General features: G+C 70.4%; 11 protein-coding genes and 1 pseudogene. 4 read left to right on the forward strand and 8 right to left on the reverse strand.

From position 1 onward, the window contains the following. From V7026_RS09140 to V7026_RS09160, 5 genes are all read right to left on the reverse strand, one after another. Nucleotides 1-697 (reverse strand): sigma-54 interaction domain-containing protein (locus V7026_RS09140; protein ID WP_334155076.1); only part of this gene is annotated, 697 nt, incomplete at its 3' end. 3 nt (nt 698-700) lie between these two features. Further along, on the reverse strand, nt 701-1,243 hold the full coding sequence (locus tag V7026_RS09145; protein ID WP_334155077.1) for a response regulator: 543 nt from the start codon (nt 1,241-1,243) through the stop codon (nt 701-703). Beyond that, the gene (locus tag V7026_RS09150) at nt 1,240-3,003 is read right to left on the reverse strand and encodes a sensor histidine kinase (RefSeq protein ID WP_334155078.1); all 1,764 of its coding nucleotides are present in this window, start codon (nt 3,001-3,003) and stop codon (nt 1,240-1,242) included. Before V7026_RS09150 ends, V7026_RS09145 begins: the two co-directional genes overlap by 4 nt. Continuing rightward, complete coding sequence (locus V7026_RS09155) at nt 2,975-3,223, reverse strand: PP0621 family protein (RefSeq protein WP_334155079.1); 249 nt, start codon at nt 3,221-3,223, stop codon at nt 2,975-2,977. The genes V7026_RS09150 and V7026_RS09155 overlap by 29 nt, the downstream gene beginning before the upstream one ends. A gap of 17 nt (nt 3,224-3,240) precedes the next feature. Then, nucleotides 3,241-4,038, reverse strand: coding sequence for a cytochrome C assembly family protein (locus V7026_RS09160; protein WP_334155080.1), 798 nt, complete (start codon nt 4,036-4,038; stop codon nt 3,241-3,243). A 25-nt stretch (nt 4,039-4,063) separates the two neighbouring features. Here V7026_RS09160 and ffh point away from each other — a divergent pair, with 25 nt between their 5' ends. Next, a complete protein-coding gene (gene ffh / locus V7026_RS09165) occupies nt 4,064-5,431 on the forward strand; it encodes a signal recognition particle protein (protein WP_334155081.1) in 1,368 nt (455 codons plus the stop codon). An 86-nt stretch (nt 5,432-5,517) separates the two neighbouring features. After that, nucleotides 5,518-6,141: a hypothetical protein gene (locus V7026_RS09170; protein WP_334155082.1), complete on the forward strand. Its 624-nt coding sequence runs from the start codon at nt 5,518-5,520 to the stop codon at nt 6,139-6,141. Nucleotides 6,142-6,153: 12 nt separating this feature from the next. Here the strand turns inward: V7026_RS09170 and V7026_RS09175 are convergent, their stop codons facing one another. Further along, the gene (locus V7026_RS09175) at nt 6,154-6,687 is read right to left on the reverse strand and encodes a dihydrofolate reductase (protein WP_334155086.1); all 534 of its coding nucleotides are present in this window, start codon (nt 6,685-6,687) and stop codon (nt 6,154-6,156) included. A gap of 78 nt (nt 6,688-6,765) precedes the next feature. On the opposite strand from V7026_RS09175, the gene alaS reads away from it, so the two are divergent. Further along, a complete protein-coding gene (gene alaS, locus V7026_RS09180; RefSeq protein WP_334155083.1) occupies nt 6,766-9,405 on the forward strand; it encodes an alanine--tRNA ligase in 2,640 nt (879 codons plus the stop codon). A gap of 14 nt (nt 9,406-9,419) precedes the next feature. Here alaS and V7026_RS09185 read toward each other — a convergent pair whose 3' ends face one another. Then, nucleotides 9,420-10,379: a LysR family transcriptional regulator gene (locus V7026_RS09185; RefSeq protein WP_334155084.1), complete on the reverse strand. Its 960-nt coding sequence runs from the start codon at nt 10,377-10,379 to the stop codon at nt 9,420-9,422. Nucleotides 10,380-10,479: 100 nt separating this feature from the next. Here V7026_RS09185 and V7026_RS09190 point away from each other — a divergent pair, with 100 nt between their 5' ends. Then, the gene (locus V7026_RS09190) at nt 10,480-11,940 is read left to right on the forward strand and encodes an NADP-dependent isocitrate dehydrogenase (RefSeq protein ID WP_334155085.1); all 1,461 of its coding nucleotides are present in this window, start codon (nt 10,480-10,482) and stop codon (nt 11,938-11,940) included. A 30-nt stretch (nt 11,941-11,970) separates the two neighbouring features. Here V7026_RS09190 and V7026_RS09195 read toward each other — a convergent pair. Next, nucleotides 11,971-12,329, reverse strand: a pseudogene (locus tag V7026_RS09195) (hypothetical protein); the annotation flags it as partial.

Here is a 12,329-nt window from a genome sequence, read left to right on the forward strand (position 1 = left end):
GGGATTGGGTGGGCGGCAGAAAGGCGTGGGCCTCCAGCACCGGGCCGGGGTGCAGGGCCAGGGCGCGTTCCAGCAGGTTTTCCAGTTCGCGCACGTTGCCGGGGAAGGGGTGGGCGCGTAGCTGCTGCAGTGCCGCCGGGGAGAGCGTGGGCACCTGGGCCAGCCCGTCGCGGCGGGCCAGTTGGGCAAGCACGGCGTGGGCAATGGCGGCCAGGTCGTCCGGGTGGTCGCGCAGCGCCGGGGCGTGGATGGGGATGACGTTGAGGCGGTAGTACAGGTCGTGCCGAAACTGTCCCGTCTGCACCAGCCGGGCCAGATCCTTGTGGGTGGCGCTGACGATGCGGACGTCCACCGCCTCTTCCGCGGTGGCGCCGACCGGGCGCACGGCGCGTTCCTGCAGGGCGCGCAGCAGCTTGACCTGCATGGGCAGGGGCAGGTCCGACACCTCGTCCAGAAACAGGGTGCCGCCTGCCGCGGCCTGGAACAGGCCGGGCTTGTCGGCGTTGGCGCCGGTGAAGGCGCCGCGCCGGTGGCCGAACAGTTCGCTTTCCAGCAAGTCGGCCGGGATGGCGCCGCAGTTGACGGCGACGAAGGGGCCGTCTGCGCGGTGGCTGCAGGCGTGCAGGGCACGGGCAATCAGCTCTTTGCCGGTGCCGGATTCGCCCGTCACCAGCACCGGGGCCATGGTGCGCGCCACGCGCTAGATGGTCTGCCGCACGGCTTGCATGGCGGGGGAGGTACCGATGAGGCGCTGCAGGGCGGCCGGGTTGTCGGTGGGGGCCGTGGCTGGTGGGGCATTTTCGGCCAGGGGGGGCGTTACCCGCCCGGCAGCCGTGGGCGAGGCGGCGGCAGTGGCAGGAGCAGGCTGCGCCGCTGCCAGGGCCATGGCGATGGCCTGCCGCAGCCGCGCCGGGGCCACCGGCTTGGTCAGGTAGTCAAAGGCGCCGGCCTTGAGCGCCTCCACCGCGTTGTCGGCGGAGCCGTAGGCGGTGATGACGATGGCACGCTCCGCGCGCCCGTCGCGTGAAAGTTCGCGCAGCAGGTCCAGCCCTGTGCCATCCGGCAATCGCATGTCCGTCACGACCGCCGCGTAGTGCCGCTGGGCCAACTGCGCCCGCGCTTGCGCCAGGTCCCCCGAAGCGTCCACGGCCAGTCCCACCTTCACCAGCGCCAGCTCGTATAACTGGCGCAGGTCGGGTTCGTCCTCGACGATGAGCAGGGCGGGGGAATCGCGGCGGGTCATGGTGAAGCATCGGCGATCGGCAGCCGAACCACAAACGCATTGCCCTCGCGCCCGTCGCGCACGGTGCGTTCATGGCCCAGGTCCGCATGGTAGCGCTGGCAGAGTTCGCGCGACAGGTACAGTCCCAGACCGCTGGAGCGGCTGTGCGAGGACATGAAGGGCTCGAACAGGTGGTCGCGCACCGGGGCGGGGATGTCGGGGCTGTCGCTCCACACCACCAACCGGGCGAATGCCCCGTCTTCTGCCGTTTCGACGAGGATGGCGCCTGGGCTGTGGGTGGCGTGCCGGTCGGCATTGTCGAGCAGGTTGACCAGCACGCGCCGCAGGTGTTCGGCATCGAAGGCCACGCTGGGGTTGCCCGCCAGCGCGTGGCGCTGCAGCCGCGTGCCCTGCGGCCGCTGCTGCAACCAGTCGGCCAGTATCCCGTCCACGGCGCTGTCCAGCGCGAGCCTCGGGGCGGGGGTCTGGCTGTTGTCGAGCCAGGGCGTGCGCGCCGTTTCCAGCACGTCGTCCACCGTGCGGGTCAGCCGCCGGACGTTCTGCTCGATCAAGCCGATGAGGTGCCGTTGGGCCGGCGTGGCCTCGTCCTCTTGCAGCAGTGCGCTGGCCTGGGCGATGGCGGCCAGCGGGTTGCGGATCTCGTGCGCCACGGCCGCGGAAACGCGGCCCATGGCGGCCAGCTTTTCGGTGCGCACGCGTCCTTCGATGTCGTGCAGGTCCTCCAGAAACACCACCGTCGCGCCGCCGGCCTGTCCGGCTGCCGCCACTGCCCGGGCGCGGGCGCGCACCCGCCGCTGCCCGCCGCCCGGCAGAGGGAGGGCCAGATCCCGCACCAGACCGTTCGGGGCGCCGTGCAGCGGACCCCGCGCCCATCCAGCCAGCACGCGCCAGGCAGGGGTGTGGCGCAAGGCTGCCGAGGCCTGTTCAGAGGCCGATGGGTGTTCGGCGTCGGGCGCAACGGCCCCCAGCATCCGGGCAGCCGCCCGGTTGGCGTACCAGAGGTGGCCGCGGGAATCCAGCACCACCACCCCTTCGCCCAGGCCGGTCACGATGGCCTGATTGACCAATCCCTGCAGTTGGGCCAGTTGTCGGCTGCGGCGGGCTGCGGTCTGTTCCCCGATCAGGCGCGTCGTCAGATGGCTGAACAGCCACGCCACCAGCAGCAGGCCACTGCCCGTGACGGCGGCCTGCAGCCACTGGGTGGTCTCCATCAGGGTGCCTTCGGCGAGCCAGGCCTCCGCCAGCAGCACCAAGGTGCCCGCCGAGGCACTGCCCAGCGCCAGCAGCCGCGGCCCCAGCGCGGCGGCCAGCAGCACGGGCCACACGAACAACGGGGTGAAGTTGATGCCACCGGGGGCGAACAGCTCCAGGCAGCCAAACACGAGCAGATCCGCCCACACCGTTGGCAGCCAGCGCAGGGCGCTCACACCCGGGCGGTCGGCTGGCCCGGTCCAGGCCAGGGTGACAGCGCAGATGGCCACATGCAGCAGGCACAGCACCACGATCCAGCCCGGTCCGGTCCCGTGCCGCCAGGCGTAGGCCTCTAGCCCCAGCAGTGCGGCGGCCAGCAACAGCCGGGCCCCCATCAGCACGCGCCAGAGGCGGGCGGGCGAAACCTCCCGGTCCGCCGACGGTTCCTCGGGGGCTGGGGGGCTGGCGGCGTCACCAGGCCGCGGCGCAAACCACGAGGGGGCAAAGCCCGAGGCCTCGGGTGGCAGCGAGGGGCCGCCGTCAGCCCTCGGCGAGTCGGCGGTGTTCATCGCTGCAGTACAGACCGACGATGCCGCGCACCGCGTCACCGGCGGGCAGGTGCACACCGCAGTGGTGGCAGGTGATGATGGTGTCGGGCGCAGCCGGGCGAGTGGGGGCCTTGGGGGAAAAGGTGTTGGTTGCACTGTCGCGCCGCTGCGACTGGCGTTGGTGACGCCACAGCACATACCCCAGCACCACCACACCGATGACGAGCAGCCACTTGAACATGGGATCGGGCGCCGGGGTCAGCCGCCGCGGCGCAGGATGACCTCGAGCACGAAGTGCGAGCCGACGTAGCCGAGCAGCAGCAGCCCCCCCGCCGCGTACAGCATGCGCACCGCCAGCCGGCCGCGCCAGCCCCAGCGCCAGCGGCCCCACAGCAGCACCGCCAGCACCGCCCACGACAGCGCGGTAAAGACGGTTTTGTGGGTGATCCAGCCGGCGGTCGGCTGCAGCAGCTCGGTGAAGTACCACCCCGCCAGCAGCGTCAGTGTCAACAGCACGAAGGCGCCGGTCACGAAGCGAAAGGTGAGCCGCTCCAGCGCCAGCAGGGGCAGCGCCGTGGGTTGCCCCCGGCCGCGGCGGATGGCCTGCTCGGTGCGCTGCATCATCCAGCCGTGGGCCACGGCGGCCCCCACCAGGCCGTAGGATGCAAAACCCAGCGCCCAGTGCAGCGGCAGCCAGGGCGATGCCAGCGCCGGGTAGGCCGTGCCGGGAAAGATCAGCGCCAGCAGCACCGCGGGTACCCCCAGGCCCGCCAGCGTCCAGCGGGTGCCCAGTTGGGGATACAGCCGCGTCTCGACCGCATAGACCGCCAGCACCAGCCAAGCGGTGACCGACAGGGTGAGCGCGAACCCAAAGCGCACCGGCGTGACCGAAAACGCCGCCGCCAGCGCCAGCCCATGCAGCAGCACGGTGGCAAGCGTTAGCCACGCGACGGCGGAGCGGCTCAGCCGGGCCGCGCCGGCGGCCAGCGCGGCGTAGCCAGCCGCAGCGCCCAGCGCGGGCGCCACCGTCCACCAGGGGCTGACCGGTACAATCATTCGCTTAGTGTAACGAAGCCCCGCCATGGCATCCGCCCTTACCGAAAAACTGTCGCGCCTGGTCAAGCAGATCCGCGGGCAGGCCCGTATCACCGAGGCCAACGTGCAGGACATGCTGCGCGAGGTGCGCATGGCGCTGCTGGAGGCCGACGTGGCGCTGCCGGTGGTGCGCGACTTCATCGCCCGCGTCAAGGACAAGGCGTTGGGGCAGGAGGTGGTCGGCTCGCTGACGCCGGGGCAGGCGCTGGTCGGCATCATTCACCGGGAGCTGGCCGCCACCATGGGCGAGGGCGTGGCCGACATCAACCTGGCCACGCAGCCGCCGGCGGTGATCCTGATGGCCGGCTTGCAGGGCGCCGGCAAGACCACCACCACCGCCAAGCTGGCCAAGTGGCTGATCGAGCGCCGCAAGAAAAAGGTGCTCACCGTCAGCGGCGACGTGTACCGCCCGGCGGCGATCGAGCAGCTCAAGACCGTGACGCGACAGGCGGGGGCGGAGTGGTTTCCGAGCGCGCCGGACCAGAAGCCGCTGGACATCGCGCGCGCGGCGCTGGACCATGCGCGCAAGCACTATTTCGATGTGCTGATCGTCGACACGGCCGGTCGGCTGGCCATCGACGAGGCGATGATGCAGGAGATCCGCGCGCTGCACGCCGAGCTCAAGCCCGTGGAGACGCTGTTCGTCGTCGATGCGATGCAGGGGCAGGACGCGGTCAACACCGCGCGCGCGTTCAAGGAGGCGCTGCCGCTGACCGGCATCGTGCTGACCAAGCTGGACGGGGACTCGCGCGGCGGCGCGGCGCTGTCGGTGCGCGCCGTCACCGGCGCGCCGATCAAGTTTGCCGGCGTCAGCGAAAAGATCGACGGGCTGGAGCTGTTCGACGCCGAGCGCCACGCCGGGCGCATCCTCGGCATGGGCGACATCGTGGCGCTGGTGGAGCAGGTCACGGCTGGGGTGGACCTGCAGCAGGCGCAAAAGCTCGCCGCCAAGGTCAAGAGCGGCGGCTTCGACCTGGAAGACTTTCTGGAGCAGATCCGCCAGATGAAGAAGATGGGCGGGCTCTCCAGCCTGCTCGACAAGCTGCCGACGCAACTGGCGGCCAAGGCCGGCGAGGCCGACCTCGACCGCGCCGAGAAGGATATCCGCCGCAAGGAGGGCATCATCTGTTCGATGACGCCTGAAGAGCGGCGCAAGCCCGAGCTCATCAAGGCCAGCCGCAAGCGCCGCATCGCCGCCGGCGCCGGTGTACAGGTGCAAGAGGTCAACCGCCTGCTGAAGGAGTTCGAGCAGATGCAGGCGATGATGAAGAAGATGAAGGGCGGCGGCCTGATGAAGATGATGAAGCGCCTGGGTGGCATGAAAGGCCTGCCCGGCGGGCTGCCGGGACTGTGACCGCGGCTGATCCGCTGACGCGGGTAGGGCCATTGATCCAGCGCAAGCCCCGCCGGCGTTTGGCGGCGTAGGATGCGACGGTTGTGGTGACGATCGAACTCCTGCTGACGGCGGTGGCGCTGGTGGCTGCCTTGGCCGTGCGGCCCTGGCGGCTGCTGCGCGGCCCTTTGCTCACGCCCACCTTGGCGTCGGCGGCGCTGCTGCCGTGGTGCTGGTTGTTGCCGCAGCATTTGCCGCAGGGCATGGCGGTGCAGTTTTCCGGGGCCAGTCTGCTGGTGCTGATGCTGGGCTGGCCGTTGGCCGTGCCGGTGTTGGGCGGTGTGGCGGTCGCGGTGTGGTTGCTGGGCCACGCGAGTTGGGAGGCGGTGCTGTCGCAGTGGGTGTGGATTGGGCTGGTGCCGGCCACGCTGGCCTTGTTGATTGGCTGGGCGCTGCGGCGTTGGCTGCCGCCCAATGTGTTCATCTACACGCTGGGGCGCGGCTTTCTGGGCACCGCGGTGGCGCTGTTTGCCTCTGGCGCGCTGTACGAGGGCGTCCACCACCTGATGGAAGGCGTCACCGTGCACGACGCGTTGGTGGCGCGCTGGCTGATGGCCTGGGGCGATGCCTTCCTGACCGGGTTGTTTGCCGCTGTCTTTGTGGCGTTTGCCCCGCAGTGGCTGGCCACTTGGTCGGATGAACGCTACCTGCGTCCGCCACCCAAGGGGTGAGGCGGACGCGCCTCAATTCCGTTCGTAGGTCACGAAAGCAAAGGGCAGCCCGTCGGCGCTGACGTGCACCTCGCGCGCCGTCTCGCGCCAACCGGGGCCGAGCGCCGGTGCGAACGCATCGCCGTCGAAAGCGCGCGCGATTTCGGTGACGACGGCGCGGCGCGCCAGCGGCTCCGCTTGCGCATAGACCTGCGCGCCGCCGATCACCCACACCTCGGGCGGCGGCTGCTCGTCCGGCGCGCGCAGCGTGCGGCAGTGTGCCAGCGCCGCCTCGAGGCTGTCCACCGGTACCGCGCCGGCGGCGGCCAGTTCCCCGGCGCGCACCGCGTCGCGCGTCAGCACCAGGTTGAGGCGCCCCGGCAGCGGACGAAAGCGCGGCGGCAGCGACGCCCATGTGGTGCGGCCCATGATGACGGGGCAGCCCTGCGTCAGCCGACGAAAGTGCGCCAGATCCTCCGGCAGGTGCCAAGGCAGCGCGGGGTGGCCGTCGCGGGTGCAGCCAATGACGCCGTTGGCTGCCCGGGCCAGGATCAGATTGAGACGCATCGCAAGCGCAAGCATAACGCGCTGCGGCAGGGGCGGTCTCCGTAAAATGGCGCGTTTACCTTGCTGCTTTCGACCGATATGAACCCTGCCGCCGACCGACCCTTCTTCTCCGTGGCTGACATCCGGCGCACGTTTTTGGACTTTTTTGCCCAGCGCGGGCACACGGTGGTGCCCTCCAGCCCCCTGGTCCCGGGCAACGACCCGACGTTGATGTTCACCAACTCGGGCATGGTGCAGTTCAAGGACGTGTTCCTGGGCGCCGACAAGCGCCCGTACGTGCGCGCGGCGTCGGTGCAGGCCTGTCTGCGCGCCGGCGGCAAGCACAACGACCTGGAAAACGTCGGCTACACCGCACGGCACCACACCTTCTTCGAGATGCTGGGCAACTGGTCGTTCGGCGACTATTTCAAACGCGAGAGCCTGAAGTGGTCGTGGGAACTGCTGACCGAGGTGTTCCGCTTGCCGCCCGAGCGGCTGTGGGCCACCGTCTACCACGAGGACGACGAGTCCTACGACATCTGGACCAAGGAGATCGGCCTGCCGCCCGAGCGCGTCGTGCGCATCGGTGACAACAAGGGCGGCAAGTACCAGAGCGACAACTTCTGGATGATGGCCGACACCGGCCCGTGCGGTCCGTGCTCGGAGATCTTCTACGACCACGGCCCCGAGGTGGCTGGCGGCCCGCCCGGCAGCCCCGACGCCGACGGTGACCGCTACATCGAGATCTGGAACAACGTGTTCATGCAGTTCGACATGCAGCCGGACGGTTCGGTGCGACCGCTGCCGGCGCCCTGCGTGGACACGGGCATGGGCCTGGAGCGGTTGGCCGCCATCTTGCAGGGCGTGCATAGCAACTACGAGATCGACCTGTTCCGCGCGCTGATCGCCGCCGCCGCACGCGCCACTGGCACCCGTGACCTCGACAGCCCCAGCCTGCGCGTGATCGCCGACCACATCCGCGCCACCGCTTTCTTGGTGGCCGATGGCGTCATCCCCAGCAATGAGGGGCGCGGCTATGTGCAGCGGCGCATCATCCGCCGCGCCATTCGCCACGGCTACAAGCTGGGCTGCACGGCGCCGTTCTTCCACAAGCTGGTGCCGGACCTGGTGGCGCAGATGGGCGAGGCCTACCCCAACCTGGCCGCCAACGTGCAGCGGGTGATGGAGGTGCTCGAGGCGGAGGAGGAGCGCTTCTTCGAGACGCTGGCCCACGGCATGGAGATCCTGGACGGTGCGCTGGCCGGTGGCCAAGGGACGCTGCCGGGCGAGGTCGCGTTCAAGCTGCACGACACCTACGGCTTTCCGCTGGACCTGACCAACGACGTTTGCCGCGAGCGCGGGGTGAGCGTGGACGCGGCGGGCTTCGAGGCGGCGATGGAGCGCCAGAAGGCGCAGGCGCGTGCCGCGGGCAAATTCAAGATGGACCGCGTGCTGGATTACGCGGGTCCGTCGAATGCTTTCGTCGGTTACGAGTCGCTGCAGGCCCCGGCCAAGGTCGTGGCGCTGTACGTCGAGGGCACGCCGGTGGCGGAGCTCAAGCACGGCCAAAGCGGTGTCGTGGTGCTGGATACCACGCCCTTCTATGCCGAAAGCGGCGGTCAGGTCGGGGACGCGGGCGTCATCACCAGCGGCTCGGCGCGCTTTGCGGTCGCCGACACCCAAAAGATCAAGGCCGATGTGTACGGTCACCACGGCACGCTGGAGCAGGGCACGCTGGCGGTGGGCGACCATGTGCAGGCGCAGGTGGACCTGGTGCGGCGCGCGGCGACGATGCGCAATCACTCTGCCACCCACCTGCTGCACAAGGCGCTGCGCGAGGTGCTGGGTGAGCACGTGCAGCAAAAGGGCTCGCTGGTGAATGCCGAGCGCACGCGCTTCGACTTTGCGCACCATGCGCCCGTCACCGCCGAGCAGATCCGCGCGATCGAGGCGCGCGTCAACGCCGAGATTCTGGCCAACACCGACACGCAGGCGCGCGTGATGGATCTGGAGTCCGCCAAATCCGCCGGCGCGATGATGCTCTTTGGCGAGAAGTACGGCGAGACCGTGCGCGTGCTCGACATCGGCAGCAGCCGCGAGCTGTGCGGCGGCACGCATGTGCGGCGCACGGGCGACATCGGTCTGTTCAAGATCGTGGCCGAAGGTGGGGTGGCGGCCGGGGTGCGGCGCGTGGAGGCGGTCACGGGCGAGAACGCGCTGGCGTATCTGCAGGGCCTGGAGGCTCAGGTGCACGAGGCTGCCGCCACGCTCAAGGCGCCGGTGCCCGATCTGGTCGGCCGCATCGGCCAGTCGCTGGAACAGATCCGCGCGCTGGAGAAGGAAGTCGCCGCGCTCAAGGGCCGGCTGGCGTCGGCCCAGGGCGACGAGCTGGCCGCGCAGGTGGTGGAGGTCAAGGGCATCCGCGTGCTGGCCGCGCGCCTGGATGGCGCCGATGCCAAGACCCTGCGCGAGACGGTGGACAAGCTCAAGGACAAGCTGGGCCACGCCGTGGTGGTGTTGGCCAGCGTGGAGGCCGGTAAGGTGCAACTGGCCGCAGGGGTGACGCCCGACGCGGTGGCCCGGGGACTGAAGGCGGGCGAGCTGGTCAACGCGGTGGCGCAGCAGGTGGGCGGCAAGGGCGGCGGCAAGCCCGATATGGCCATGGCCGGTGGCACCGACGCCAGCCGGTTGGGCGAGGCGCTCGCCGCCGTCGCGGCCTGGGTGGCCGAGCGCGCTTAACGGCGGGGCGGGGCCTAGCCCGCCCGGTCGTCGTCCACCCAGCCTTTGCCTGATGGGGTGGCGTCTGCGTCGGGCGGGTGGTCCTGCACGTGCTCGACGAAGCGGCGCGCGGCCAGCGACAGGCGCCGGTCGCTGCGCCAGACCAGCAGCCAGCGCCGCTCGATCGGAAAGCCCGCCACTGGCAGCACGGCCACGCCATCCTGGGCCGGGTCCTCGGCCAGGGCATGCCGCGACAGCACGGCCAGGCCCAGGCCGGCGGCGACGGCGTGCTTGATGGCCTCGTTGCTGCCCAGCGTCGCGCGCAGCGCCGGGGTCAGGCCGTGCGTGCGCAGGTAGGCCTCGGTGGCCAAACGGGTGCCGGAGCCGGTCTCGCGCATCAGCATCGGCTGGCCGTTGAGCGACTTGCGGGCCACGCGCCGGGTGCCGGTCCACGGATGCCCGGCCGGCCCGATCAGCACCAGCGGATTGCGCATCAGGGGCACGCTCTGCAACGGCAGGTTGTCCGGCGGCATCATCATCACGGCCAGCTCGGTCTCGTCCTGGCGCAGGCGGCGCACCACCGCGTCGCGGTTGTCCACGGCCAGCTCGATTTCGATGCCCGGGTGGCTGTCGGTGTAGCGGCGCAGCCAGCGGGCGATGAAGTACTCCGTCGTCGTCACGCCGGCGATGCGCAGCAGACCGCGCTCCAGGCCGTGCAGGGCCTGCAGGTCCTCCTCGAAGCGCTGCCAGCGCGCAAACATGTCCAGCGCCGTCTCCTGCAGCAGGCGCGCGGCCTCGGTGGGGCGGATGCCGCGCCCGGCCGGCTCCACCAGCGCAGTGTCCAGCGCCGATTGCAGCTCGTGGATTTGGGCGGAGACGGTGGGCTGCGTCAGGTGCAGCTCGCCCGCCGCGCGGGTGATGGAGCCCAGTCGAACCACGGCCTCCAGGGTGCGCAATTGGTGGAAGGTGACGCGCGGGGGGCGGATCTTATTCATCGAAAAACATCGATGTAAAAAATAGAAATAGATGATTTGAAGTCAATGACATGATCGGCCACACTGCGCTCATCGTCAACCCCCTCGACAAGGAATCGAGATGAGCGAACTGGTCCCCATCACCGTCGCGCGCGGCGACGGCATCGGCCCCGAGATCATGGACGCCACGCTGCGCGTGCTGCAGGCCGCCGGCGCGCGCATCGCGCCGGAGTTCATCGAGATCGGCGAGCAGCAGTACCTGGCCGGCCACAGCTCCGGCATTGCGCCGCAGGCCTGGGAGAGCCTGCGGCGCACCAAGGTGTTCCTCAAGGGGCCGATCACCACGCCGCAGGGCGGCGGCTTCAAGAGCCTCAACGTCACCATCCGCAAGACGCTGGGCCTGTATGCCAACGTGCGCCCCTGCGTGAGCTACGCGCCGTTCGTGCGCACGCTGCACCCGAAGATGAACCTGGTCATCGTGCGCGAGAACGAGGAAGACCTCTACGCCGGCATCGAGCACCGCCAGACCGACGAGGTGTTCCAGTGCCTGAAGCTCATCACCCGCCCGGGCTGCGAGAAGATCGTGCGCTACGCCTTCGAGTATGCGCGCCGCCACGGCCGCCGGAAGGTGACCTGCATGACCAAGGACAACATCATGAAGATGACCGATGGGCTGTTCCATCGCGTCTTCGACGAGATCGCGTCCGACTACCCCGAGATCACCGCCGAGCACCTGATCATCGACATCGGCGCGGCGCGGCTGGCCACGCGGCCGGAGCGCTTCGACGTCATCGTCACGCCCAACCTGTACGGCGACATCCTGTCCGACATCGCCGCGGAGCTGACCGGCTCGGTGGGGCTGGCGCCCAGCGCCAACATCGGCGACCACGTGGCGATGTTCGAGGCCATCCACGGCAGCGCGCCGGACATCGCCGGCAAGGGCATCGCCAATCCGTCGGGCCTGCTGCTGGCCGCCGTGCTGATGCTGGTGCACATCGGCCAGCCGGCGGTGGCCGAGACGATCCACAACGCCTGGCTGCGCACGATCGAGGACGGCGTGCACACCGCCGAGCTGCACGGCACGCTGTCGATCGGGCGGCCGTTCGGCAGCATGGACTTCGCCGACGCGGTGATCGAGCGGCTGGGCCAGCGGCCGGAGAAGCTCACCCCGGTGCAGTACGGCGACGCGCCGGCCGCCGTGCCGCGCGCCCCGCTGCCACGCGCGCCGCAGGCGCGCCCGCGCGCGGCCAAGGCGCTGGTGGGGGTGGACGTGTTCGTGCACGCCGCCGGCGTCAGTGCCGACTTCCTGGCCGGCCAGCTGGTCGCGCTGGCGGTGCCGCCGCTGGCCCTGCAGATGATCACCAACCGCGGCGTCAAGGTCTGGCCCGGCGGCTTTCCGGAGACCTTCTGCACCGACCACTGGCGCTGCCGCTTCGTCGGCCCGGGCGGCAGCCCGATCACGCACGCCGACATCCTGGCGCTGCTGCAGGCGCTGGTGGCGCGCGGCATCGACGTCATCAAGACCGAGAACCTGTGCACCTTCGACGGCGAGCGCGGCTACGCGCTGGGCCAGGGGCAGTGACGCGCCCAGGCGGAGGCGGCGTTCACAAGGTCAGCGCAGCCGCCGCGCCAGCGGGCGCTCCACGGCGCGCTCGAACGCCCAGGCTAGCAGCAGACTGGCGGCCCAGCACGCCGTAGCCAGCGCCCACGCGTGCGCGGCGAGCGCCGGCCACCGCGCCAGCGCCGCATTACCCACCAGCACCGCCGAATAGTGGGTGAGGAACAGGGCATACGAGCGGTCCGCCCCGGTGGCCATCCCAGCGGCCACCGCGGCGGTCAGCCGGGCGGCCCACCCGCGCGCCCATTTGGACGCCGCGCCGGACGCTTGGCTGCGCGGCGCGAACGACGCTGGATCAGTCGACGCCGAGCCGGGTGTCCCCGGGCGCGCCCACCCCGCCAGCAGCACGGCCA

The sequence above is a fragment of the Tepidimonas sp. genome (assembly GCF_036825565.1).
Lineage (GTDB): Bacteria > Pseudomonadota > Gammaproteobacteria > Burkholderiales > Burkholderiaceae_C > Tepidimonas.